Source organism: Pseudomonas sp. S34, from assembly GCF_009866745.1.
GTDB lineage: Bacteria > Pseudomonadota > Gammaproteobacteria > Pseudomonadales > Pseudomonadaceae > Aquipseudomonas > Aquipseudomonas jessenii.
Window position 1 is genome coordinate 2,556,367 of record NZ_CP019398.1, and the last position, 24,468, is coordinate 2,580,834.

The window sequence follows — 24,468 nt, forward strand, 5'->3', positions numbered from 1 at the left end:
CACATGGCATGGCACAAAAAGCCATTTCGTGCCAATCTCTGGCACAGATAATAAAAATTGTGACATAGAGTTAGCCATTTAACAGGAGGCATAGCCATGACCAGAAGTCAGCAGGACTCGAACCGGGACGACGAGTTTGATGTGGTGATTGTCGGTTCGGGCGCCGGGGCCTTGACTGCAGCACTGCGAGCGCACGACAACGGCTTGTCGGTACTCGCGATTGAAAAGAGCGATGTCTATGGCGGTACCACGGCGGTATCCGGGGGAGGGATCTGGATTCCGTGTAACGACCAGATTGCCGCACTGGGGGGCAGCGATTCATACGACGAAGCGATCAGCTATCTGCGCGAGGTGGTTGGCGAAGATTTTGATCAGCAGCGCATCGACGCCTATCTCGACAATGGCCCGAAAATGGTTGAGTACCTGGCACGCCAGGCGCGCACGAATTTTCGCGCAGTGCCGCGCTACCCCGACTACTACCCGGACCGTAAAGGTGGCAAGCCCGGCTACCGCACCATGGAGCCGGCCCCGTTCGACGGGGCACGCCTGGGTGAACACTTCGAGCTGTTGCGGGCGGCATCGCCGGCGACCCTGATTGGCGGACGTATCGCCATGACCCAGGTCGAGGCCCACACCATCCTTGCCAAGGAGCGCGGCTGGTTGCTGCTGACCGCCGGGCTGGCGTTGCGCTACCTGAGTGATTTTCGCTGGCGTCGCCGCAGCCGGCGAGATCGCCGCCTGACCCTAGGTAACGCCTTGGTGGCGAGCCTGCGCGCAGCCTTGGCCGAGCGAGGCATTCCCTTGTGGTTGCAAACCTCGATGCAATCATTGCAACTGGATGAGGGCCGGGTGGTTGGCATCGATGTGTTGCGCGAGGGTCGCACTCAACGCCTGCGGGCGCGGCACGGTGTGGTGCTTGCCTGCGGCGGTTTCGAGTCGAACCAGGCGATGCGCGAACTGTATCTGCCACGGCCCACACAGGCCCAATGGACGGCGGCGCCGCCGATAAACCATGGCGACGGCATTCGTGCCGGGCTGGAGGCCGGCGGTGCGGTGGCGCTGATGGAACACACCTGGGGCGCTCCGACAGTGAAGGTGCCAGGGGAGTCGAGCCAGCGCGCCCTGTTCGTTGAGCGTGCGGCGCCCCGTTGCGTGATGGTCAATCGACTGGGCCAGCGCTTCGTCAATGAAGCCGCGCCCTACACGGACATCATCTATGCGATGTATGCCGACCATCAGCGCACCCAGGCCAATGCACCGGCCTGGCTGGTATTCGATGCCGAGTACCGCAAGCGCTATCCCTGCGGTGTGTTGCTGCCGGGCAGTGTGCAGCCGGACAGCAAGATCCCCGCCGGCTGGCTCGACAATGTGATCTACCGCGCCGAAACACCGGCCGAGCTGGCAACCAAGATCGGCGTCGACGTCGCCGGGCTCGAAGCCACCCTCGTGCAGATGAACCGATACGCCGCCGCTGGCGTTGATCCGCAGTTCGGCAAGGGTGGCAACCTGTTCGACCGCTACTACGGCGATACCACCTGCAAACCCAACCCCTGCCTTGGCCCGATCGATCGCGCGCCGTTCTATGCCTTGCGCATCGATCCGGGCGAGTTGGGTACCAAAGGCGGACTGCGCACCGACGCCTGTGCGCGCGTGCTGCGCCCGGACGGCTCGGCCATTGCCGGTTGCTATGCGGTGGGCAACACCTCGGCTGCGCTGATGGGCAAGACCTATCCCGGCCCCGGTTCGACAATTGGCCCGGCGATGACCTTCGCCTTCATCGCTGCCGATCACATCGCCGCCGAATCGGCATCAGCCACCAACAGGACTCAACAATGAACCATGTGATGAAACAGGTACGACTCCACGGCCCTCGAGACCTGCGGGTGGACGAAGTCCCTTTACCATCCCCGGGTGAGAAAGATGTGCTGATCGAAGTTGCCGCGTGCGGTGTTTGCGGGAGTGACCTGGGCTTCTATGAGAGCGGGGGCATTCGCCGCGATGGGGCACCGATGCCATTGGGGCATGAGTTCTCCGGGGTCATCCGCGAGGTGGGCACGGCAGTCGTCCACTACCGGCCCGGCATGCGGGTCGTGGTCAATCCCATGGCCAACGGCGCGATGATCGGCGTGGGTAGCGATGAGGGGGCGCTGGCGAACCTGGTCCGGGTGCGCAACGTAAACAGCGGCCCGATTCTGCATCAACTGCCGGCGAACCTTCCCCTGGAGGTGGCCGCCCTCGTCGAACCGCTGGCGGTGGCCTTGCACGCGGTCAATCGCTCACGGGTGACGGCCGCTGAGTCCGTGCTGGTCCTTGGCGCCGGGGCCATTGGCCTGGGAATCGTCGCGTGCCTGAAGGCCCGGGGCATCAGCCAGATCGCTGTGGCTGACCTGTCTGCCGGGCGCCTGGAGATTGCTGCCGGGCTGGGGGCGAACCTGACGCTCGATCCGACACGAGACGACCTGTGGAGCGAACTCGCACGGGCCCATGGCCGCGTGCCGACTTTCCTGGGGACGCAAGCGCCCGCGACCCAGGTGATCTTTGAGTGTTCAGGGGTCAGCGGCGTGCTGCACGAGGCCATCGCCAGGGCCCGGGATGCCGCACGCATCACCGTGGCAAGTGTCTACAAGCAACCGCAGGCTTTTGACTTCTCGATCCTGCAGGTCAAGGAACTCGAACTGATCGGCACCCTGTGTTATCCGACGGAGTTCGCGCAGGCACTGGAACTGCTGGCATCCGGCGCATTCGATCCGGAGTCCATGATCAGCCACCGTTTCTCGCTCGATGACGTTGCGCAGGCTTATAAAACGGCGGCTGACCCACAGCGGTCGGCCAAAGTCATCATCAAGCCCTGAACCGTCGCACGGCCGGCAATGCCAGCCGTGCTGTTTATCAGAGGTGCCGGGCCGGGCCTGCGGGTGCAGTGGCCGCCGCATAGATCTCGGAAATGGAGGGATTGCGCCGAAGCGTCTGTCCACCGCTGACATGAATGACCTGACCGGTCACGAAGCTGGACTCGCTGCTGGCCAGCCAGAGTGCCGCATCGGCCACGTCGGCTGATACACCACTGCGCCCGAGGGGGATTTCGCGGTGATAGAGGGCAGCGATAGACGGGCTCAGCAGCCCGCCACCCGACATCGGCGCATCGGCAACACCACCGGGGGCAATGGAGTTGGCCCGGATCCCGTGCTGACCGAATTCGTGAGCGATGCAACGGATGACGTGGTCGATGCCTGCCTTGGTGCCCATGTACGCGGCGTGGTTGTCGAACATGATGCTGGCCGTGACCGACGAGATCTGGATGATTGATCCCCCCGTCGGCATATGACGCAGCAGTGCCTGAAAGTACTGGAACGGGCCGGTGAATTGCACCGCGTTCATTTTCTCCAGGTCTTCGCGGCTGTGTTCCAGGAACGGCTTCAAGAGCCCCCAGCCCGTGGCATTGACGCCGATGTCCAGGCCGTTCAGGCACTGTTTGCTCTGCGCCACCAGATCGTCGACCTCGGCCTGCGAGGTGATATCGCACGCCAACCAAGGCACCCCGAGTGACTGTGCAACCGCCGCCACTGCATCGGCGCGGCGCCCTGAAACCAGCACACGCGCCCCTTGTTCGACATAACGTCGAGCCACGGCTTCGCCGACGTTGCCAGGTGCCACACCCAGCACCAATGCCGCCTTACCTTCAAGTCGTTTCGACATGCTGTCCCTTACGCCCCCACATCAATAATGTGAACCGGATCCGTGCCATCCCAGTGCCTCGCGGCTTCAATGCCCTGCTGGATCAACTCGCGCATCCCGATCCCATGGATGATTTCGTAAAGCACTCCAGGCTCCGAATGGTTTTCCAGATAGGCCACGCGGGTCGTCGGGTTGCTGGCTTCAAAAACAATTTGCAACCCGGTCGCAGTCAATTGCACAAGGGTCTGGTCGAAGTCATCGACGACCCAGGCGACATGGTGCATGCCCCGGATTGGATGGCCTTCAGCATCTCGATAGGGCGACTTCGCATCGTTGGTCACCTGGATCAGCTCGATCTGGATATCCCCTTGATACGCAAGCCCGACATCGATCGTGACAGTGACCGGCTCACCTCGATACTTGCCTTGGAGGCTGACGTTGCGAAAGAGCGTCCAGGGCCCGACACCGAGATGCTGTCGCCAGCGTTCCATGCTTTGTTCCAGGCTCTCGACCAGATAACCGATCTGACTGATCGGACCAAGCAATGCACTGCTCATGACGCCTCCTTGGGAGTGATGTCATTGGGAAAAGGCTACTGACGAAGGTTCAGCCCGGGGTTGGGCTCTGTGACGCCAGTGGTGGTTATGGCACAAAAATCAAATTGTGCGCCAAGCATAATGGCACAAAATTGTTTATGTGTGTCACGCCGATCAAGGGAGTCGGGTGAGCCTTTCGCCGACGTCTCGCTGGAGGACGGAATGATTTGCCATGCAAACAACAGCCCTGCTCGTGGGTGCGAATGAGTTGGCTATGTTGTTCGCGGGGAACCGAAATCGAAATTGCACTCTCGATTCGGCGTAGGCCCCGGCAGTGGACAGACATTCGAGACGAGCTTGATAGACGGCTCTCGGAGAAAAAGGCTTGAGCCATAGCTCGTGTAGCGGAAGTCCGCTTCTGGCCGATTTATGCCTGGCGCGACGGGCTGAAACCGACCCAACTTAGATAGTCCGTCCCAATCTGGATGGCGGTGGGCTTGCTTGTTTTCGACGGTGGCCGCTATTTGTGGCACACGCGGCGGTTAGCAGGTAGACAAAATGTGGCGAGGATAAGGCAGATTTAAGGGCATCCCCTGGCTCCTTCATCGAGTATCTGCGTTGAAATCCAGCACCCGCGTGGCACCGCCAAAGTGACGCGATCTCGTGCCTAATGGATCAGCAACGGCTCTCAGCCTTCGGGGCAGGCAGCCAGAGGCCAACCGATGCGCGCTGCACGGAGAAGGCTGGCCTTGACAACCAAGCGGTGAAATGGGGCAATAACGAATATGTAGGCCCGGCCTAGACGGTTGTGGCACTGGACCACGGTTGAAAAAACGAGTTGGCGACTGCCTTCTGGCTCTGCCTCTCCAGAACATAGGATCGAAATCCGGAAGTCGAGGTGCTTGTCGTCCTCTCCCAACACGACTTCAGTCTGGTTCGAGCTGTAGACCTTGAAGATTTGAATCCGATTCGCAAGCGTTGCCAAATGTTTGGCTGTCTTGAGACCAAAACAGGCAACGATAGTGTCTCGGACTTTCATGAGCCATCCGATCCAGGATGGCTGGTGGGAAAGGATGAATCGAGCTAGCAAATCTGGATTGCTGGAGGTGCCCGCCGGGAGCCGAATCGCAAAAGCGTCTGCTAGGTTCATCGACTTGTAAAGGTGGGTGATGCCGGACCTCGAGGGTACAGGCACGGACATAATGAGCTCAAATTCTCGGGGCATCGGGGATCTCTCCTGAGTTCTAACTACCAATTAGATGACGTGCCATGTCGCGTTTCTTGTTGCGATGGTTTGTCGTATAACGCTCCTTGTCGGATACTGAGCCCGATCAAGACATCATAGAGCTCTTGCTGCCCAGCTGGTAGAACAGGGAGCAACGTCGCACGGCGCTTGCCGACATCGAACCAGGATTCAACCAACCATCCCACCAGATAGAGCGCCGAAAGGCATCCACCAGCGGTTGCAACGTTCCCTTGGCATACAAGAGGCTGGTCCACGGGCTCAAGTCCCAGAGCTTGCAAGCTCGATCGTGCATCCGGGTGTGTAGTTGCTTGGCCGCTGAGCAGCCCAAGCCGTTCGAGAATGAAAGCTCCGGCGCATATGGAGCCGATTCGCTGGCGTCTGGAGTCAAGTTCAAACGACGGCAGGAAATCTGGGGCGGCAAGTGCGGCGGGTATCCCTTCCTTGCCGCTGACGAACAATACCGCGTCGGCACTATTGGCCTCGGAAAGCGGACCGTGCACCGGAACAGGCAGGCCGTGCGCCGATCGCACGATAGCGCTAGCACCCAATATTCGGACGTGCCAGTCCTCAGTGTTGCGGCCTAAAATGTCCCACATCAGGAATAGGTCGATATCAGTGAATTGGTCAAAAGCAACCAGAACGATTTTCTTCAAGGCGAGCTCCATGAAAAGTGCTAGCGTGCAAAACGCAACGGCCATCTTTGCTGGTGTTCGCAGCGTATCAATCGGTTGCGCACCATACACAGTCTGTATGGCGCTAAATATGGAGCGAAATAACTGGTGGGAAAACTAACTCGCAACCATTGGATCGCAGCTGGTTTTGAGGCCCTCGACCAAATAGGACATAGTGGCGTTTCGGCCGAGAGCCTATCGCGCCGATTGAATGTGACCCGCGGATCCTTCTATCACCATTTCCGCAATCGCGAAGACTTTGTCCGCACCTTGCTGGCCGCTTGGGAAGAAGACTACACGGAGCGCATGCTCGCTTATGCGGCGCAGGGTCGTAGCGCGGGCGAAATCTTGAAACGCTACTTGAGTATTGCCGCTGAGAAACAACCTGGGCGGGAAGTTTCCATCCGAGCCTGGTCGCTGCACGATCCGTTGGTAGGCGAGTTTCAGCAGCGTGTTGACACAAGACGACTGGACTTCGCGATACGGACGTGCCGCCGCTTGGTCCCTATGCCAGGCGAAGCAGAAGTGATTGGTCGGGTGGCCCATCTGTGTCTGATTGGTGGTCAACAGGCAGGGCTGCGGCGTGATGCCGCTCGCTTCAACAGTTTCCTGCATCGAGCCTTTTCACTTTTCGAAGGGGCTCTTCCACCGTGGCGGGCCTAAGTCATGAGCTAAATTGGGTAACTGAATAAATAGAGTTCGCGTGCCGCTAAATTCTCGGCAGCACTCAATTCCTTCACCGAGTGGCTGCTTGAACGCCACTCCCTTCAAGGCAAGCCGCCTGGCTAACGCGATCTACCAATCTCCAGCTCTAGTGCACGCCATTGGTCTCATAGGGCTAACGTCCATGCCACTGGCCTACGGCACTAACTTGAGTACGGCCTTCGCCGCACGCATACCCTGCACAAGGCGTATTCCTCGTACGCTTACCGATGTTCGTTGGGCAATACCAGATGTGTATCACTTGCCGATCCAAAAATCAGGACCTGCCGAGCGACCGCTTTTGGCCGATTCTGTTGAAAAAGTCGACCATGGTTTCCACGACAGAAAAGTACGCGCTTGAGATTGAAATCTTTACTTTGAACAGAGGATTCCGGGTTCAGATTTCGCGGAGCGGCGCGCGAAAAAGGCGTTTTCAGCGGTCAGTATGCGAGCAGTCTGGAAGTACTGACTTTTTCAACAGAATCGACCCATTGCAGACATTCGCCGACCACAATTGAGCTTTCGTTGAGTGCTATGGAAAGCTGATCATCAATTCGTCAAAGCTCTTTTCTTCAGTCGAAAGCTGACATCAGTATTGGCTATTCGTTAATGCCAGAATGAACAGAAATGATTGCGATTGGGGACAAAAGATATGGGCTATCCAGATCGCTAGTCTCATGTCAGTCTCGTGGCAGACATTCTTTCCGCTAGTTCCTGAGGTTTAGCGTTGATTCGTGTAGAGGCAACATGAAAAAAGTGAAGTTGGATCGTATCAACCGAGCAATCCTCGAAAATCTGCAAAGCAATGCCCGGATCAGCAATCTGGAGCTGGCCGAGAAAATCAATCTCTCTCCCAGCGCCTGCCTGCAAAGAACCAAGGCGCTGGAGGATGCCGGTTACATCCGTGCCTACATGGCATCGATCGATATCGACGCAATCTGTATCAACGTCATGGCCTATGTCATGTTCAGCTTGCGTGATCACGCCGGACATCTGCGTGTTCAATTCGAACGCTTCATTGCCAAGCGTCGCGAGCTGGTCGACTGCCTGAAGGTCGATGGCGAGTTTGACTACATTGCCCTGGCCACCTGTTCGACCGTTACCGATTTCAACACGCTCTGTGAACAGCTGCTGGATGAGAACCCCAACATCCTGAAAATCAGCAGCAACATCATTCTCGACAAAACCAAGTGGTTTGCCGGCTACCCGCTAGAGAATCTGATTTGGCGGGAGTGACGGCGCGCGATCTGCACAATCTGCGGTAAGTGCGCGTGCATCCCGCAGCAAGTGCAATGCACGCGGGCTATCTCAATCTTTTGCACCGTCGTCTTTGCAGACAATAGTGGTTTTATCCTGAGGGAGAGAACAGCCATGTCTGCATCTGCGTACGTTACCCTGGAAACGGCACTGGGGGCCTTTACACTCGAGCTGTTTGGCCAACAGGCACCGCTGACCACCGCGAACTTTCTGGCCTACGTGGACAGTGGTCGCTATGACGGCAGCAGTATTTTTCGCATCGTCAATCCGTCCAATCAGCAACCGGAAGACCCGGTGCGCATCAGTGTCGTGCACGGAGGCACGCGCCCCCTGGCAGCCGATAATTTGCCCATGATCCAACTCGAAAGCACACTGCAGACCGGCTTGAGCCATCGACATGGCAGTGTGTCGTTGGGACGTGACGAGGCCAACAGTGCCGAGGGTGATTTTTTCATCTGTATCGGTGATCAACCGCACTTCGATCATGGTGGCGCTCGCCATCCTGATGGGCTGGGCTTTGCGGCGTTCGGGCAGGTCTGTGCGGGCATGGAGGTGGTCGAGGCGATCTGGAGTCGTGCTGGAGCGCAAGAATATTTGTTACCTGAGGCCGAGATAGCCATCGTACGAGCCTACCGTCAGCCGCGAGGTGTGTGATGGGGCGCTATGCGAATGTAAGGGCGGCGATGGCAGCGCGTCGATACGATGCATTTTTGCTTCCCCGCAGCGATGCCTACCTCAATGAAGACCTCGCACCCGCTGACGAAGCCTTGCACTGGTTGACCGGTTTCAGTGGCAGCGTAGGGCTGGCGGTGCTGACACAAGAGCGCGCGGCGCTGTTGGTCGATGGTCGCTATACCGAGCAGGCCCGCCAGGAATGTACTCAGTTCGATACCTTGATGCTGGACGAAAGCAGCCTGTTCAGTTGGCTGCGCGGGCAGCTGCAACCCGGCGCGACCATTGCCTGCGATTCAAGGCTGCATAGTGTCGACGAATGCGCGCGCTGGCAGGTCATGGCGACACAGTCGGGCTTCAACTGGCACGAGTCCCTGGACAATCCCGTGCTTGAGTGCTGGCGCAATCGTCCAGAGGCGCCGAACAGCCCAGTGCTTGCCTGGGGGTTGCAATATGCAGGTATGGCTGCGCAAGACAAACTCGAAAACCTCACCGCCAGCTTGGGCGCGTCGCAGTGCGATGCCCTGTGGCTGCCGGCGCCGGATATGGTGGCGTGGCTGTTGAATGTGCGCGGCCAGGATATCGATATCGCACCATTGCCGTTCAGCAACGCCCTGCTGTACGCCGACGGCCGGCTTGACTGGTTCATCGATGCCAACCGCCTGCAACTGCCCCAGGGCTGGCTGCCCGCAGCGGTGTCTGTGCGTTCACCCCAGTGGCTCGACCAGGCCATCGCAGAACTTTATGGCCAGCGAGTATGGATCGATCGCCGAATGTGCACGGCGGCTGTTTATCGTCAGTTCGAGTCCGCCGGTTGTGCCTTTTATGAGGCGCAAAATCCTCTGCTATTGCAGCGTGCCTGCAAGCAGCCCGCCGAGTTGTCCGGCAGCCGTGAAGCACATCGTATCGATGGCCTGGCCCTTTGCCGATTTCTGTATGAGTTCCACGATCGCTGCGACCGGTTTCTCGGGCAAAGCGAGTTGTCTATCGTCGAATCTCTGGAGGGCTGGCGTACGCGGCATCCCGATTACCAAGGCGCGAGTTTCGAGACCATCGCGGCCACCGGTGCCAATGGAGCCCAACCCCATTACTTGCCCAAGCCAGGGCGGGCGGCAAAGCTCAAGCACGGCGAGTTGCTGCTGATCGATTCCGGTGGCCAATACCCCCAGGGCACAACCGACGTGACCCGAGTGCTGGCCTGCAGTCCCGCTACCGCCCGCCAGCGTTACCTCTACACCACCGTGCTGCGTGCCCATATTGCGCTGGCCAGCTGTTTGTTCCCCGTCGGCACCAGTGGTCAGCAACTGGACAGCGTTGCGCGGCAGGTGATGTGGCGAGAGGGGCTGGACTATGCACATGGCACCGGGCACGGGGTTGGCAGCTACCTGCATGTGCACGAGGGGCCCCACAGGATTGCCCCCCACGCCAGCGCGGTGCCACTGCAAGCGGGAATGGTGACCTCGATCGAGCCGGGCGTTTACCTGTCCGGTGAGCTGGGGATTCGCATCGAGAACCTCTATGAGGTGATTGAAGTCGAGGCGCATCCGGGGTTCCTCAAGTTCCAAGTCCTTACCCTGGCGCCGTTTGCGATTGAACTGATAGACCGTGGACTGCTGAGCCCGGCCGAAACTCAGTGGCTCGATGAGTACCATTGGACTGTTCGGGGGGCATTGGCGGCGTCTCTGGAACCAGACGTCGCAGCATGGTTGCTACGGCAAACGCTACCGAACAACATGCAGTTTCGTGCTGAATAACAGTTGATTGTTTTTCCTGGCCCCTGCAAAAGCGCAGTTAGATTTCAGTGAGGCTGGCAACATGTTTCCAGCGTTCGCGAGCGCCTCAAAACAATTCTAATAGTCGGTTTGCCTCCTGCTTCTTAGTGGGAGAGCAGGCGTTGCCAGTATAGAGGCGAGCATGAACAGTACAGAAAACGTGATTCCCGATGGGTACGATCGCAGGCCCGTACCCCAGTCCGAAACGGTTTCCGGAACCGGGCTGGCGCTGATTACCTTTGGGATAGGGATGACCTTGCCGGTGTTCTGGCTGGGTGCAGACGTGACCCGGAAAGTCGGATTCTCGACTGCCTCGCTGATCTTCGTCGGGGTATGTGTTGTGCTCGGATTGCTGTGTGCATTGACCGCGATGGTCGGTGTGCGGACACGACTGAGTACCTACATGGTTCTGCAGTTTTCCTTTGGCCGGCATGGGGCCAAGCTGATCAACCTGACCATGGCGGTGACCTTGCTGGGGTTCTATGCCGCCACGGCGGATATCTTCGGCAGCACAGTGGCCAGCGCGTTGCAAAGTTCCTGGGGCTTTGTCACGCCGGCATGGGTTCACTGTGTATGGGGGAGCATCCTGATGACATTGATGGCCATTTATGGATTGCGCGGGCTCGATCGGCTGTCGATTTATTCGGTGCCGCTTATGGCGCTGTTCATGCTGTTTGCATTGTACCTCGGCTTCCAGCGCGCAGCGCCCGGTCAACTGGGCGGGTTCGCGGGCTCGGGTGACAGCCTGGCACTGGCCATCGCCAGCACCATTGGCATGGTGATTTTGACACCGGTATTGATGCCTGATTTCACCCGTTATGCACGCACTGAAAAAGATGCCTTGATTGCCATTCTTGGAATGGCCGCCGGTTTTCCGTTTGTACTTATCGTCGGTGGCTTGTTGTCGATCATTACCGGCCAGAGCGAAATCATGTTGATCATGGCTAGCCTGGGCGTGCTGCTGCCGGCCTTGGCCGTACTCGTGTTCTCCACCTGGATCACCAACACCGCGAATTTGTATTCCGCGACGCTCACGCTGGCGACCGTCAGCCGCACCGCGAGCTGGAAGCTGACAGTGGGGGGGAGCGTACTGGCAACCGGCCTGGCCGTGGGTGGGTTCATGACGCATTTCCTTGATTTCATCATGGCCTTGAGCATCGTGATCCCGCCATTGGCGAGTATCTATGTCACGGACTTCTTTTTGGTACGTCAACAACGCTATGACATCGACGCACTGAAGCAGGCCTCCGCATTTGGCTGGCCGGCGCTGGTCAGTTGGGCATTGGCCAGCGCAGTCGCCTGGATGACGTCCTTTGAAGGTTGGACAATGACGTCGCAACCTACATTGGACTCACTATTGGTCGCCCTCGTCGCATACCTGGTTCTCAGTCGATTGACCCCTGTTTCTACAGTAGTGCCGTCGCACTCGTAAAACCGATAACTCCCCACCCAATGCGTTGACCCGGGTTTTTACCCGAAGGGCGAAGCCATGCCCGTTTTTAGAAAAACGAACACTGCAAGCGTGTGTTCGACGGGGCTGGCTCGTCTTTTTTTTGCCAACCGCAACGCCCATAAAAAGCTTTAGAAGTTCAGGAGCAGTTTCAATGAACATCATCCGACTCATCGTGATGGCCGCGTTCGGATTCAGTTGCGCAGCCCATGCCCAAGTCTCCAGCACACTGGCATTAACCTCTGAGTACCAGGTTCGTGGTATCGGTTACTCCGGCAACGATCCGGCATTGAGCATGAGCCTGGACTGGGCCGGGGAGAGCGGGTTATTTGTCGGCGCCTGGGCGACAAACACCGACAGCTTCGAAAGTGGCGACCCCTATGACGATGGCGCGAACATCGAGATCGACTTTTACGGTGGCTATAACGGCCAACTGGAAAACGGCTTGCGTTATGGCGTGATCGGTTATTACTACACGTTCCCTGGGACCAACTACAACATCAACTATCCGGAGATTGGATTCAGTCTCGGTTACGGCAACTTCAATACGTATTTCTACTATTCCAACGACATGATCAGTACGTCTCAGTCGTCACAGTACCTGGCGGCCGACTACACCTTCAATCTGCCGTTGGATGTAGATCTGACGTTCCTGGCCGGGCACTCCTTTGGCGAGTACTTTCGCCAACCGGATCTGACAGGCGCCCATGAATACTCGAACTGGGAAGTTGCACTCAAACGCAGCTTCGGCCCGGTCAATACAAAACTGAGCTGGGTCGACACCGACTTGTCGGGTCGCTACCACAACAGTGGCGAGTACCTGCGTAACGACGGACGCTTGATCTTTACCGTTTCCCACACTTTTTGAAATAACAGCCGGCGGCCCTGCGGCTGGCCGGCTTTTGCGTGATTGCCGGAGGACTTATGACAATCCGTGTGGCTACCGATATCGGTGGCACTTTTACTGACCTGGTTTACCTGGAAAACGGCGTGATCAACGCGGTCAAGGCCGACACTACACCGCCGAACTTTGAACAGGGACTGCTCAATGCGGTCGCGAAAAGTGGCGTCAGTTATGCCGACATCGAGTTTTTCGCCCATGGCTCGACCGTGGTGATCAACACCCTGACCGAACGCAAGGGTGTCAAAACCGCCTTGCTGACCACCCGTGGATTTCGCGATGTGCTGGAGATTGCCCGGGGCAATACACCGGATATTTTCAATACCTACTACCGCAAGCCGCCGCCTTTCGTGCCGCGTCATCTGCGTCTGGAAATCTGTGAACGCTTGAATTATCGCGGTGAAGTAGTAACCCCTCTGAACCTTGAAGCCCTTCCAGCCATACTCGACCCCTTGCGCGGGGAGGGCGTTGAAGCGATCGCGATCTGCCTGCTGCATGCTTATTGCAACCCCGCGCATGAACAGCAATTAATGGCTGCCGTGAACGAGTTGTGGCCACAAGTGGCGGTCATCGCTTCGCATCAGGTCAGTCGTGCACTGCGTGAATATGAACGCACCAATACCACGGTGTTGTCGGCTTATGTGATGCCTGCTACGCGAGACTATCTGGATAATCTGTCCACGCACCTGACAGCTAAAGGGCTGCAATCGGCGCCCTTCATCATGAAGTCCAATGGCGGCATTTCCCCGGTTAATGCGGCCAAGCAGGATCCGATCAGTCTGGTGGAGTCCGGGCCGGTAGGTGGCATCCTTGGGGCGCAGGCCTACGGCCAGTTGATCGGGGAAAACCAGTTGCTGGCGTTGGATATCGGCGGCACAACGGCCAAGTGCTCCTTGATCCATGACGGAAAGGTGGACATCAGCAACGATTACGTCATCGAGAAAACCGCAATCAGTGCCGGTTATCCGATCATGACGCCTGTCGTGGACATCGTTGAAATCGGGAATGGCGGTGGCAGTCTGGCATGGGTCGACGCGGCGGGTAGCCTGCGTGTAGGGCCGCAAAGTGCAGGCTCTACGCCAGGCCCGGTCGCTTATGGTCGAGGCGGCATGGCACCGACAACCACCGATGCCAACCTCTATACGGGCCGGATCAATCCGGATGACTTCGCCGGTGGCGAAATCAAACCGGATGTCGCAGGGGTGGAAAAGGCTTTTGCGAAACTGGGAGAGCAGATTGGCGTATCGGCCAAACTGCTGGCCCATGGCGTATTGCAAATCGCCAATGCCAACATGGTCAATGCGCTCAAGTTGATTTCGGTCAACCGTGGTCATGATCCTCGTGACTTCGCGCTCATGGCCTTCGGCGGTGGCGGGGCATTGCATGCCACAGCCCTTGCCGCTGAATTGGGAATTCCAAAAGTCATCATCCCGCCATTCGCCGGTGTTTTTTCGGCGTGGGGCATGCTGATGCTCGATTCCCGTCGCGATTACATACAGACGCACTTGCAACTGCTCAATGACGAAGGGTTGCCTGGCCTGACCGGGGCTTTTGCCAGCCTTCAGAGCACTGCCGAAGCACAATTTGCCGACGACGGTATGTCGCGCGAGAAGCTCCGTTTCGAGTGGCACATCGATGCGCGTTATACCGGCCAGGAACACACCGTAAAAGTAGCCCTTGATGAGCTGCAGTTGCCGTCAATACTCGAGCGCTTTCACGCGCAGCATGAGCAGGCCTACACCTTCCGGCTGGAGTTGCCGATCGAGGTTGTCAACCTCCATCTGGTGGCGTTTGGCGAAGTACCTAAATCGCCCATGGCGCCCATAGGTGTGAGCACTTCGACTACAGCCGAAGTTGCGTTGAGTGGGCGGCGCTGGGTCGAGTTCGAGCCTGAACAACCCGTCAAGACGCCCCTGTACCAACGATCGGCGCTGCTCAGCGGTATGCGGATCGATGGCCCGGCAATCATCGAAGAAGCGACCACAACGACAGTCGTTCGCCCAGCCGATCGACTTGAGGTCGACAAGTACGGTGGCCTTCATATCCATATCAGTGTGCAGGAGGTTTCGGCATGAGCAACGCCAATCCATTTACCCGCGAAATCATCAAAAACGCCTTGGTTGCCATTGGCGAAGAGATGTTCATTGCCCTCAAGCGCACCAGCATGAGCCCGATCATCTACGAAGCGCTGGATTACGGCATTGGTCTTACTGATGCGACAGGACAGTTGATTTCCCAAGGCAACGGTATTCCTGGCTTTATCGGCACACTCGATGGCGCCGTACGCAGCGTGATGGAGAAATTCCCGCTAACCGATATTTTGCCGGGCGATATGTTCATCACCAACGACCCTTACGGTGGAGGTGGCACGCATCTTTCGGATGTCTCGATGATCATGCCGGTTTTCCATAAGGAGCGCCTGATCGCCTGGACGGCCAACAAGGCGCACTGGACGGAGGTGGGAGGCAAGGATCCCGGCAGTTTCAGTTCGGATGCCTCAGAGATTTACCAGGAAGGCTTGCAGTTTCCTACCGTACGCATCTTTGACCGGGGGCGGATCAACCAGGCTGTGGTGGACATCATTGCTGCCAACGTCCGCCTTCCAGACATGACGCTGGGTGACCTGCATGCCTGCGCCGCTGCTTTGCGCGTAGGGGAGCGTCGACTGTTGTCGATCGTGGCCAAGTACGGCGAGGAAACCACCCTCGATGCCATCGAGCGGTTGCTCGAGCATGGCGAGGCGATGACGCTGGCGGCGTTTGCCAGCCTGCCGAGGGGCGTTTTTTACGCTGAGGACGTCATCGACGAAGACGGTCTTGGCAATGGGCCGTTCACGGTGAAAGTCAAAGTCGAGATCGGCGAAGGTCGCTTCGTGGCAGATTTCACAGGATCAAGCCTGCAAGCGCAAGGGCCGATCAACAATACCCTGTGCGGTCTGCAGTCTGCTGTACGCGAAGTATTCATGGGGGTCGTGCGGCCTGGCATTGCGGCCAATGCCGGGTGTTTCCGCCCAATCGAGGTGATCTGCCCGCCTGGCACCATTTGCACGGCCCAGCGCCCGGCGCCGGTGTCTGCTTACTTCGAGTCAATGGTGGCGGCAGCCGATGTGATACGTCGGGCATTGGCTCAAGCGCTGCCGGATCGCTTGATCGCAGGGCAACTCGGTTCTGTGTGCTCGATGGTGTTGAACGGGCGCAACTCCATTACCAATGATGAGTACCTTATGGTTCAGCCGTTGGTTGGCGGTTGGGGCGCTGGACATGACAAGGACGGAGAGAGCGGTCAGTTCTGTGTGGGAAATGGTGAAACCAGCAATATTCCGGTCGAGTTGACCGAACGTTGTTATGAGGTATTAGTCGAGCGCTATGGTTTTCATCATGAAGAGGGTGGCGCGGGGCGTCACTGTGGCGGAAGAGGGGTAATGCTCGATTATCGGATCTTGTCGCCCAAAGCTTGGGTGTCGACATTCTTCGGGCGCGGCATCACCCCGCCGTGGGGAATTGACGGTGGTCATGAAGGTTCGTGCAACTACGCTGAAGTAATTCGCGCACAGGGGCCAACCGAACGCTTCAGTCGAGCCAATCGTGTGGAGCTTGAGAAAGGCGATTTACTGCGTCTGGTCACTGCCAACGGCGGTGGTTGGGGGCCGGCAAAAGCGCGGAGCCTGGAGGCTATCCAGGATGATGTAAGAAACCAATACATCTCGGTCGAACAAGCCCGGCGCTACTATCCCGAGCAGATGTCATCGGCATAGCTGAACCGGAGCTTTTGAGTGACAGCGCCGGCAACGGAATCGGTATGAGAGGTGCTTGCCAGGGACGGCAGTGCTTCTCTACTACTGAAGGAAACGCGATGGCTCATTCGCGTCTCGCTCTTTCGACTCCAGACCGGGTTCCCCACGGACGGGCTGCGCCGTACCTTCCCAACGTTCATGGCCTGGCAGTGACTTGTGAGTTCGACAAACTGTCCCACCAACAACAGCAGTCGATAATGCCCCGAAAGACTTGGCGCCCGGCTCGGGTGGGTATTAATCGCAAGCGGCAAAAACAACTCCAACATGGCCCTACAACATGCACCCGTTACGACAAAGCCTGCACAACGAACTACACGCGCGCCCATCACTGTACTTCGATGAGCCGGCCCATGTGTTTCATCTGGCGTTCCTCGGCAGCGTTCAGGAGTGTAATGCATTCCTTGAAAACTGCTGCCCTGCTTCCCTCGACCTGACTGCCGCCCAAGGAATTACCCATCTCGATGGCCATGCACTGAAATGGGAGCGCCATACCGAGTTTTTCACCCTGACTCTGGTGGTCACTTCATCCTGTGACGACCTGTCCTGGACGACGCTGCCCGAGGTGCTGGCGTCAAAGGTCGAAGCGCATTTGCCGGCCTTGATCAACTCGGTGCAGATTGTCGTGCGTGGTGAAAACAACCTGGATCTGTCCCGTTACGGCTTCAAGGATCCGAGCGGCTCTTGCGTGGGTGGTGGCGATGCAATGGTCTGGAGCGATTTTCGTCTCAGCGAGGAGGGCAACAACCACATATTGTTCGTCAACCGACGCCTGAATGCCTACCGCCAGGGCCGGATGATACGCCGCCTGCTGGAAATCGAGACCTATAGGATGATGGCCTCGTTATCGTTGACCATGGCCAAAGACCTGAGCGCGCAGCTCGATGTTTTTGACAAGACCTTGGTCGCCCTTTCCGAACAGAACGCCGACCCGGACGGCAGTAATGCGAAAGCCCTGCTTGCGGATATTTCCAACCTTTCTGCCCAAGTGGTCAGCAGCTCTGCGAAAACCCGGCACCGCTTCAGTGCCACGCAAGCCTATGCGCAATTGGTGTTCGAACGTTTGGGGGAGCTGCGAGAAAGTCACGTAGGTGATTGCCAACGCCTGGGCGTATTTATCGAGCGCCGCTTCAAACCTACCGTCAGGTACTGCACCGCCACCGAACAGCGCCTGGAGCACCTGGCCGAAAGCGTGGCCAACCTTGGCGATTTGTTACAAGCACGGGTTCAGGTAGAAATGGAGGAACAGAACTCGGAAATCCTGAAAAGCCTGAATGCTCGTGCCGATGCTCAGATCAAGATCCAGCGCGCAGTGGAGGGGCTGTCGATTATTGCTATTACCTACTACCTGCTTAACCTGCTCAAACTTGGCTACTCGGGGCTGCACCTGCTCGGCGTTGCGGTGGCCCCGCGAGAGGCCATGCTCGCAATGACGCCGCTTGCAATCGGCATTCTTACGTTGATTGTGCTTCGCATCAAGAAAGTCAAAGAGCATTGAGACGATGACCGTACAATCTTGATTCACCAGGGCATATGGACTTAAAAACCCGGGAAAGCACACAGATTATTGAATGTCGCTGAGTGACTGCTTATGGCTGTGGATTCAACCGGTTGCTGCTTCTCGCATCCAACACGGTACGAGGCACCTCTAACCGGGCAGTTGGTCTGATGTCCATAAATAATGCCCGGCAAATTGCCGGGCATTTTCATTCCTGAAACCTTTGTAGCGGGGCTTAGTTTGCCGCTTCCGGTTGCGGCTCGGCGATCGCGCCAGTGCGGGCGATCACGGTCAGGATCGACAGCGCGGCGACTACCAATCCTGGTGACGTTGCCAGCAGCACGCCAGTGGTGCCGGCACCGGCGGCGAGAATCTGGCCGGCGGCCAGGGGGCCTGCCACCGAACCGAGCCGGCCGATGGCCACGGCCGCGCCGACACCGGTGGCGCGCACCGAAGTCGGGTAGGAAGGGGGCGCCAGGGCGTACAGCACAAGCTGTGCGGCCATGACGAACAGCCCGACGGCAAACCCGGCGATGGCCATCGGCACGATACCCACTGACAGGCCGACCCCGGCCAGCGCCGCCAACACCCCGGCGTACACGAACAGGACCACTTTCAGGCCGTTGCAGCGGTCCAGCATCACCCCGCCGAGCAGCGAACCAATGGCGCCGCCGATGTTGAACAGCATCTGCACCATGCCTGCCTGTGGCTTGGTGAAACCCTGTTCCAGCAACAGCGAGGGCAGCCAGTTGAGCAGCATGTACATCACGGTCAGGGTGAAGAAGTAGCTCAACCACAAGGCCAGCGTGCAGCGTGCGCGTCCTTCGCCGAACAGCGCCTGGGCGGTGGACGACCGTGGGCTGCCGGTGGTGACATGTTGTTGGCGGAACGCAGTGGATTCGGGCAGCAGCAGGGCCATCAGCGGCACTACGAGCATGGGCGTCAGACCGCCGATGATGAAGGTGGTTTGCCAGTGTTCACTGGAAAACATTGCCACCACGGCCGCCAGCGCGCCGCCCAGGGGCACGCCGCAGTACATGACGCTAATGGCGGTGCCGCGATGGCGCTCGCTCACGGCCTCGGCACACAGGGCAATCAGGTTGGGCAGGGCGGCACCCAGGCCCAGGCCGGTCATGAAGCGCACCAGCAGCAGGTTGGAGTAGCTCTCGACATAGGCGGTGCAGAGCGAGAAGACACCGAACAGCAGCACGGCGCCGACGAGGATTTTCTTGCGGCCGATACGATCGGCCACCCAGCCGCCAAAAAACGCACCAGGCAGCAGGCCGATGATCCCGGCGCTGAACACCCAGCCCATCATCTTCGGGTCCAGGGCAAAGCTCTGACGCAAACCTGCGGCAGCAGTGCCGGCAGCCTGCAGATCAAACCCTTCGATCAGCGCAACGATAAAGCACAAAGCGATTGTCAGCGTCGAGCGACGCGATGGACTGTCCATGGGTGAACCTCATTGTTGTTTTTTTTATGCAGTCGAACCCTCCGTGCGTTGGGCGCGCCGTCGGTGACCGCTGGCGATTAAGATAACAAAGATAACTAAAAAAAGAATGATGTCCTAAAAGCTGTAAAAACCACAAATAAAGTGTTTAAAAACAGACTGTTATGAATGCATTCATATGAATATGTGTAAATAGATAATAATATTAATGTTCGATTATCGATCATGTGCGATTGACGGCGACCCTTGGCTGTTTCCATTCTCTGGTCGTGAAGCCGGCAGTCCCGTGCGGATCCGGCACCCACGAACAACAATAAAAAGTGGACATCGAACATGCCAAAACGCCCCATGAACATCGGTTCCGTAGCGTCACTTCCCTGCGTTTGCAGTATCCATCCAGGGTGGGTCGTGGCACTGCTAGGCGTCAGCGTTCTGCCCTCTCAGCTGCGGGCCGAGGGGTTTATCGAGGACAGTCACGCAAACTTGACCCTGCGCAATTACTACATGGACCGTGACTACAAGGATGGCGGGGCCAAGTCTGCTGCACGGGAGTGGGCCCAGGGTTTCATCCTGGGCATGGAGTCCGGGTATACCGAAGGGACTGTAGGCTTTGGCCTGGATGTGCGGGGGCTGCTGGGGGTCAAGCTCGACTCCGCCCCGGATCGCAGCGGCACCGAACTGTTGCCGGTGTCGGCCAGCGACAAGCGCGCGGCGGATGATTATTCGCGGCTGGCGCCGACGGCCAAGCTGCGGTTTGCCCAGACAACGGTCAAGAGCGGCGATGTCTCGATCTTCCTGCCGTTTGCCTTTGCCAGCCCGTCGCGGCTGCTGCCACAGACCTTTCGCGGCACCACGCTCAGCTCCAGGGATTTCGATGGCCTGACCCTGAACACCGGTTACATCGATCGCATCAACAAGCGCGATTCCACGGACTATCAGGCCATGAGCATCGCCACGCCAAACCGGCGATTCAACGGTGCCGCTACCACCTCGCATCTGGCGTACGTGGGGGGCGATTATCAGGTCAACAAAGAACTCAGTCTGCGCGCCTACCATGCCGAGGTGGCCGAGCTTTACCAACAGGACACCCTGGCGCTGCTGCACAACCTGCCGCTTGGCGACGGTGTGTTCACCAGTGACTTGCGCAGTTTTTTCAGCCGTGAGGATGGCGCCGCCAAAGCGGGTGAGGTGGACAACCGCAACCTCTCGGCATTGTTTGGCTACCGCTTCGGCGGGCACCGGGTGAGCCTCGGCTACATGCACTCCAGCGGCGACACGGCGACGCCGTACATCTCTGGCACCGAGTTGATGGGCATGAGCGAACAGACCATGGCTTCGGATTTTCTCAACGCCAAGGAGCGCACCTGGCAAGCGATCTATGACTACGACTTCGTCGCGTCCGGGGTGCCCGGTTTGAAGGGAAGGTTGCGTTACGTGCGCGGCGACAATATCGAGTTGGCCGCCTTCAACGCCGAGGACCGCAAAGAGCGCGAATTCCAGATGGAACTGGGTTATGTGATTCAGAGCGGCCCGCTGAAAAACGTCGGGCTGTTGGCGCGCAAGGCGATCTATCGCAATGACTTCCCGAGCGGTACGGCGTTTCGTGATGAAAACCAGACCCGGTTCCAGGTGCTCTATACCTTGCCGATCTGGTAAGCCCGGGCCCTTCGATGTTCCCCGCCGGCCGCCCCTTCTGGAGCGTGCCGGCAGCGTGCGTTCAGTCCTGGTAAACCTTCCTCAGCAAGCGCAGCAGCTCTTCGCGCTCTTCGCCGGTCAGCGCTGAAGTGGAGTCGAAATCGCTTTGCGCGGCGATCTGCTTGAGCTCCTTGAGCAAGGTTTCGCCGGTCTTGCTCAGGAAGATTCCGTAGGAGCGTTTGTCCGGCTTGCAACGCACTCGCACCGCCAGCGCGCGGCTTTCCAGTTTATTGAGCAACGGCACCACCTGCGGCGGCTCGATGGCCAAGGCCCGGGCCAGGTCGGCCTGCATCAGCCCCGGATTCTGGTCGATGATCGCCAGGGCCGAGAACTGCGCGGGGCGCAGGTCATGGGCTGACAGGCGACCGATCAGGTTCTGGAACAGTTTGAGTTGGGCGCGCCGCATCGCGTAGCCGATCAGGTCATCCAGTGCCGAATCCAGCGGTGCCTGCAGCTCGGCGGTGGCGGATGGGGACTCGTTCTGGTCGGCGAGGGGAGAAGGCTTGGCCATTGCGGGTGAATCCTGAAGAGATGGAGGTTAACAAGTGTATCTAGTTTGCCGGGGTTGGCCGCTGATAGCTATGCCCGTCGTTCATGGTGAAGGGGGCGGAGGATATTTTCGGGTGGATAAAAAATGGTTAATTCGATTAATAGTTAATTGACATAACTATATCGATCCTTTAATTTCCAGTCATCTTCAAGCCAAGAACAAGAGAGTATCGCCATGAGCAATTACGAAGGTCGCTGGACAACCGTCAAGGTCGAGATCGAAGAAGGCATCGCCTGGGTCATCCTCAATCGCCCGGAAAAACGCAACGCCATGAGTCCGACGCTCAACCGGGAAATGATCGATGTGCTGGAAACCCTTGAGCAGGATCCGGCGGCCGGCGTGCTGGTGCTGACCGGTGCCGGCGAAGCCTGGACCGCGGGCATGGACCTCAAGGAATACTTCCGCGAAGTGGACGCGGGCCCGGAGATCCTCCAGGAAAAAATCCGCCGCGAAGCCTCGCAGTGGCAATGGAAACTGCTGCGCATGTACACCAAGCCGACCATCGCCATGGTCAACGGCTGGTGTTTCGGTGGTGGCTTCAGCCCACTGGTGGCCTGTGACCTGGCGATCTGCGCCGACGAAGCGACCTTCGGCCTCTCGGAAATCAACTGGGGCATCCCGCCGGGCAACCTGGTGAGCAAAGCCATGGCCGACACCGTGGGCCATCGTCAGTCGCTGTACTACATCATGACCGGCAAGACCTTCGGTGGGCAGAAAGCCGCCGAGATGGGCCTGGTCAACGAAAGCGTACCCTTGGTGCAACTGCGTGAAGTCACCGTGGACCTGGCGCGCAACCTGCTGGAGAAAAACCCGGTGGTACTGCGTGCGGCCAAGCATGGCTTCAAGCGCTGCCGCGAGCTGACCTGGGAGCAGAACGAGGACTACCTGTACGCCAAGCTTGACCAGTCGCGCCTGCTCGACACCGAGGGTGGCCGCGAGCAGGGCATGAAGCAGTTCCTCGACGACAAGAGCATCAAGCCCGGTCTGCAGGCCTACAAGCGCTGAGACTGATCACCGGGTGCATGTCCGCCCCGGCGCTCTGCATCGCTCGAATGCATTCCCGACAAAGACAATAAAGAGGAATCACCATGCTGGACGTGCCCCTGTTGATTGGCGGCCAGTCGCTGCCTGCCCGCGACGGTCGAACCTTTGAGCGCCGCAACCCGGTGACCGGTGAATTGGTATCGCGGGTTGCTGCCGCCACCCTGGAAGATGCCGATGCCGCGGTGGCTGCGGCCCAGGCAGCGTTTCCCGCCTGGGCCGCCCTGGCGCCCAATGAACGTCGCACCCGTTTGCTCAAGGCGGCCGAGCAGTTGCAGGCGCGCAGCGACGAATTCATCGCGGCGGCCGGCGAAACCGGGGCCATGGCCAACTGGTACGGTTTCAACGTGCGGCTGGCGGCTAACATGCTGCGTGAAGCGGCATCGATGACCACCCAGATCAATGGCGAAGTGATTCCCTCGGATGTGCCGGGCAGTTTTGCCATGGCCCTGCGCCAACCCTGTGGCGTGGTGCTGGGGATCGCCCCGTGGAACGCCCCGGTGATTCTCGCCACCCGCGCCATCGCCATGCCGCTGGCGTGCGGCAATACCGTGGTGCTCAAGGCGTCTGAGCTGAGCCCAGCGGTGCATCGACTGATCGGCCAGGTCTTGCAGGATGCAGGGTTGGGTGACGGCGTGGTCAACGTCATCAGCAATGCCCCGGCGGATGCCTCGGCGATTGTCGAGCGGCTGATCGCCAACCCGGCGGTGCGGCGGGTCAACTTCACCGGCTCGACCCATGTCGGGCGCATCGTCGGCGAGCTTTCGGCGCGCCACCTCAAGCCAGCCTTGCTGGAGCTGGGCGGCAAGGCGCCATTGCTGGTGCTCGATGATGCCGACCTGGATGCGGCGGTGGAGGCAGCCGCTTTCGGCGCGTACTTCAATCAGGGACAGATCTGCATGTCCACCGAACGGCTGATCGTCGATGCCAAGGTCGCCGACGCCTTTGTCGAAAAGCTGGCGGCCAAGGTCGAGACCCTGCGCGCCGGTGATCCCGCGCTGGCGGATTCGGTGCTCGGTTCGCTGGTGGATGCCAGTGCCGGAACGCGCATCAAGGGGTTGATCGATGATGCCCTGGCCAAGGGCGCGCGGTTGGTGGTCGGTGGACAGCTGGACGGCAGCATTTTGCAGCCGACCCTGCTCGATGGCGTTGACGAGAGCATGCGTCTGTACCGCGAGGAATCCTTCGGCCCGGTGGCGGTGTTGTTGCGCGGGGTGGGCGATGAAGCGTTGCTGCGTCTGGCCAACGATTCCGAGTTCGGGTTGTCGGCGGCGATCTTCAGCCGCGATACCGGGCGCGCCCTGGCGCTGGCCCAACGGGTCGAGTCGGGCATCTGCCATATCAACGGCCCGACCGTGCACGACGAAGCGCAAATGCCCTTCGGTGGAGTCAAGTCCAGCGGCTACGGCAGCTTTGGCGGCAAGGCGTCCATCGAGCATTTCACCCAGTTGCGCTGGGTTACTTTGCAGCATGGACCGCGGCACTACCCGATCTGAACCGCAGAAATAACAATAAAAAAAGGCTGTAGCCACCGCCATGCCCATTCGTGCGGCTTGGTGGTA

20 protein-coding genes are annotated in these 24,468 nt (G+C 58.8%); 14 read left to right on the forward strand and 6 right to left on the reverse strand.

All coding sequences use genetic code 11. The annotated features are described in order from the left end of the window. Positions 1–96 precede the first annotated feature (96 nt). Together PspS34_RS11510 and PspS34_RS11515 are read left to right on the forward strand one after the other, a co-directional pair. Entirely contained in the window at positions 97–1,836 is a 1,740-nt protein-coding gene (locus PspS34_RS11510; RefSeq protein ID WP_159389752.1) for an FAD-binding protein, read from the forward strand. Continuing rightward, complete coding sequence (locus PspS34_RS11515; RefSeq protein WP_159389753.1) at positions 1,833–2,852, forward strand: alcohol dehydrogenase catalytic domain-containing protein; 1,020 nt, start codon at positions 1,833–1,835, stop codon at positions 2,850–2,852. Before PspS34_RS11510 ends, PspS34_RS11515 begins: the two co-directional genes overlap by 4 nt. A gap of 37 nt (positions 2,853–2,889) precedes the next feature. Here the strand turns inward: PspS34_RS11515 and PspS34_RS11520 are convergent, their stop codons facing one another. The 4 genes from PspS34_RS11520 to PspS34_RS11535 form a co-directional block, all read right to left on the reverse strand. Then, a complete protein-coding gene (locus tag PspS34_RS11520; RefSeq protein ID WP_159389754.1) occupies positions 2,890–3,696 on the reverse strand; it encodes an SDR family oxidoreductase in 807 nt (268 codons plus the stop codon). 8 nt (positions 3,697–3,704) lie between these two features. Continuing rightward, positions 3,705–4,232, reverse strand: a complete 528-nt coding sequence (locus PspS34_RS11525; protein ID WP_159389755.1) for a VOC family protein — start codon at positions 4,230–4,232, stop codon at positions 3,705–3,707. A 667-nt stretch (positions 4,233–4,899) separates the two neighbouring features. Beyond that, entirely contained in the window at positions 4,900–5,436 is a 537-nt protein-coding gene (locus PspS34_RS11530; RefSeq protein WP_159389756.1) for a DUF2867 domain-containing protein, read from the reverse strand. A 23-nt stretch (positions 5,437–5,459) separates the two neighbouring features. Continuing rightward, the gene (locus tag PspS34_RS11535) at positions 5,460–6,110 is read right to left on the reverse strand and encodes a DJ-1/PfpI family protein (RefSeq protein WP_154910519.1); all 651 of its coding nucleotides are present in this window, start codon (positions 6,108–6,110) and stop codon (positions 5,460–5,462) included. 126 nt (positions 6,111–6,236) lie between these two features. Between PspS34_RS11535 and PspS34_RS11540 the strand changes: the two genes are divergently transcribed. From PspS34_RS11540 to PspS34_RS11580, 9 genes are all read left to right on the forward strand, one after another. Continuing rightward, positions 6,237–6,791 carry a TetR/AcrR family transcriptional regulator gene (locus PspS34_RS11540; RefSeq protein WP_150813683.1) on the forward strand — a complete coding sequence of 185 codons (555 nt, stop codon included), beginning with the start codon at positions 6,237–6,239 and terminating at the stop codon, positions 6,789–6,791. A 786-nt stretch (positions 6,792–7,577) separates the two neighbouring features. Then, positions 7,578–8,066, forward strand: a complete 489-nt coding sequence (locus PspS34_RS11545; protein WP_102675000.1) for an Lrp/AsnC family transcriptional regulator — start codon at positions 7,578–7,580, stop codon at positions 8,064–8,066. Positions 8,067–8,201: 135 nt separating this feature from the next. Next, complete coding sequence (locus tag PspS34_RS11550) at positions 8,202–8,741, forward strand: peptidylprolyl isomerase (protein WP_150813682.1); 540 nt, start codon at positions 8,202–8,204, stop codon at positions 8,739–8,741. Beyond that, the gene (locus PspS34_RS11555) at positions 8,741–10,513 is read left to right on the forward strand and encodes an aminopeptidase P family protein (RefSeq protein WP_275113804.1); all 1,773 of its coding nucleotides are present in this window, start codon (positions 8,741–8,743) and stop codon (positions 10,511–10,513) included. Before PspS34_RS11550 ends, PspS34_RS11555 begins: the two co-directional genes overlap by 1 nt. Before the next feature lie 160 nt (positions 10,514–10,673). Further along, positions 10,674–11,963 carry a cytosine permease gene (locus tag PspS34_RS11560; protein ID WP_150813680.1) on the forward strand — a complete coding sequence of 430 codons (1,290 nt, stop codon included), beginning with the start codon at positions 10,674–10,676 and terminating at the stop codon, positions 11,961–11,963. A gap of 172 nt (positions 11,964–12,135) precedes the next feature. Next, positions 12,136–12,849 (forward strand): TorF family putative porin, encoded by a 714-nt coding sequence (locus PspS34_RS11565; RefSeq protein ID WP_154910516.1) that lies wholly within the window; start codon positions 12,136–12,138, stop codon positions 12,847–12,849. A gap of 56 nt (positions 12,850–12,905) precedes the next feature. Further along, positions 12,906–14,957 carry a hydantoinase/oxoprolinase family protein gene (locus PspS34_RS11570; protein ID WP_150813678.1) on the forward strand — a complete coding sequence of 684 codons (2,052 nt, stop codon included), beginning with the start codon at positions 12,906–12,908 and terminating at the stop codon, positions 14,955–14,957. Continuing rightward, entirely contained in the window at positions 14,954–16,636 is a 1,683-nt protein-coding gene (locus tag PspS34_RS11575) for a hydantoinase B/oxoprolinase family protein (protein ID WP_154862255.1), read from the forward strand. The genes PspS34_RS11570 and PspS34_RS11575 overlap by 4 nt, the downstream gene beginning before the upstream one ends. Positions 16,637–16,952: 316 nt before the next feature. Continuing rightward, positions 16,953–18,170 carry a DUF3422 domain-containing protein gene (locus PspS34_RS11580; protein WP_159389758.1) on the forward strand — a complete coding sequence of 406 codons (1,218 nt, stop codon included), beginning with the start codon at positions 16,953–16,955 and terminating at the stop codon, positions 18,168–18,170. 235 nt (positions 18,171–18,405) lie between these two features. Here PspS34_RS11580 and mhpT read toward each other — a convergent pair whose 3' ends face one another. Beyond that, a complete protein-coding gene (gene mhpT / locus PspS34_RS11585; protein ID WP_159389759.1) occupies positions 18,406–19,623 on the reverse strand; it encodes a 3-(3-hydroxy-phenyl)propionate transporter MhpT in 1,218 nt (405 codons plus the stop codon). Positions 19,624–19,953: 330 nt separating this feature from the next. Between mhpT and PspS34_RS11590 the strand changes: the two genes are divergently transcribed. Next, the gene (locus PspS34_RS11590) at positions 19,954–21,276 is read left to right on the forward strand and encodes an OprD family porin (protein ID WP_159389760.1); all 1,323 of its coding nucleotides are present in this window, start codon (positions 19,954–19,956) and stop codon (positions 21,274–21,276) included. Between the two features lie 61 nt (positions 21,277–21,337). On the opposite strand, the gene PspS34_RS11595 is transcribed toward PspS34_RS11590, so the two are convergent. Continuing rightward, positions 21,338–21,826, reverse strand: coding sequence for a MarR family transcriptional regulator (locus PspS34_RS11595; protein WP_150813673.1), 489 nt, complete (start codon positions 21,824–21,826; stop codon positions 21,338–21,340). Positions 21,827–22,039: 213 nt separating this feature from the next. On the opposite strand from PspS34_RS11595, the gene PspS34_RS11600 reads away from it, so the two are divergent. Continuing rightward, entirely contained in the window at positions 22,040–22,870 is an 831-nt protein-coding gene (locus PspS34_RS11600; RefSeq protein WP_150813672.1) for a p-hydroxycinnamoyl CoA hydratase/lyase, read from the forward strand. Positions 22,871–22,953: 83 nt separating this feature from the next. Further along, on the forward strand, positions 22,954–24,402 hold the full coding sequence (locus tag PspS34_RS11605) for an aldehyde dehydrogenase (protein WP_150813671.1): 1,449 nt from the start codon (positions 22,954–22,956) through the stop codon (positions 24,400–24,402). Positions 24,403–24,468: the final 66 nt, after the last annotated feature.

Coding starts and splice junctions, on each gene's coding strand:
- PspS34_RS11510 (WP_159389752.1), top strand. CDS start 97: ATGACCAGAAGTCAGCAGGACTCGAACCGGGACGACGAGTTTGATGTG.
- PspS34_RS11515 (WP_159389753.1), top strand. CDS start 1,833: ATGAACCATGTGATGAAACAGGTACGACTCCACGGCCCTCGAGACCTG.
- PspS34_RS11520 (WP_159389754.1), bottom strand. CDS start 3,696: ATGTCGAAACGACTTGAAGGTAAGGCGGCATTGGTGCTGGGTGTGGCA.
- PspS34_RS11525 (WP_159389755.1), bottom strand. CDS start 4,232: ATGAGCAGTGCATTGCTTGGTCCGATCAGTCAGATCGGTTATCTGGTC.
- PspS34_RS11530 (WP_159389756.1), bottom strand. CDS start 5,436: ATGCCCCGAGAATTTGAGCTCATTATGTCCGTGCCTGTACCCTCGAGG.
- PspS34_RS11545 (WP_102675000.1), top strand. CDS start 7,578: ATGAAAAAAGTGAAGTTGGATCGTATCAACCGAGCAATCCTCGAAAAT.
- PspS34_RS11550 (WP_150813682.1), top strand. CDS start 8,202: ATGTCTGCATCTGCGTACGTTACCCTGGAAACGGCACTGGGGGCCTTT.
- PspS34_RS11555 (WP_275113804.1), top strand. CDS start 8,741: ATGGGGCGCTATGCGAATGTAAGGGCGGCGATGGCAGCGCGTCGATAC.
- PspS34_RS11560 (WP_150813680.1), top strand. CDS start 10,674: ATGAACAGTACAGAAAACGTGATTCCCGATGGGTACGATCGCAGGCCC.
- PspS34_RS11565 (WP_154910516.1), top strand. CDS start 12,136: ATGAACATCATCCGACTCATCGTGATGGCCGCGTTCGGATTCAGTTGC.
- PspS34_RS11570 (WP_150813678.1), top strand. CDS start 12,906: ATGACAATCCGTGTGGCTACCGATATCGGTGGCACTTTTACTGACCTG.
- PspS34_RS11575 (WP_154862255.1), top strand. CDS start 14,954: ATGAGCAACGCCAATCCATTTACCCGCGAAATCATCAAAAACGCCTTG.
- PspS34_RS11580 (WP_159389758.1), top strand. CDS start 16,953: ATGCACCCGTTACGACAAAGCCTGCACAACGAACTACACGCGCGCCCA.
- mhpT (WP_159389759.1), bottom strand. CDS start 19,623: ATGGACAGTCCATCGCGTCGCTCGACGCTGACAATCGCTTTGTGCTTT.
- PspS34_RS11590 (WP_159389760.1), top strand. CDS start 19,954: ATGCCAAAACGCCCCATGAACATCGGTTCCGTAGCGTCACTTCCCTGC.
- PspS34_RS11595 (WP_150813673.1), bottom strand. CDS start 21,826: ATGGCCAAGCCTTCTCCCCTCGCCGACCAGAACGAGTCCCCATCCGCC.
- PspS34_RS11600 (WP_150813672.1), top strand. CDS start 22,040: ATGAGCAATTACGAAGGTCGCTGGACAACCGTCAAGGTCGAGATCGAA.
- PspS34_RS11605 (WP_150813671.1), top strand. CDS start 22,954: ATGCTGGACGTGCCCCTGTTGATTGGCGGCCAGTCGCTGCCTGCCCGC.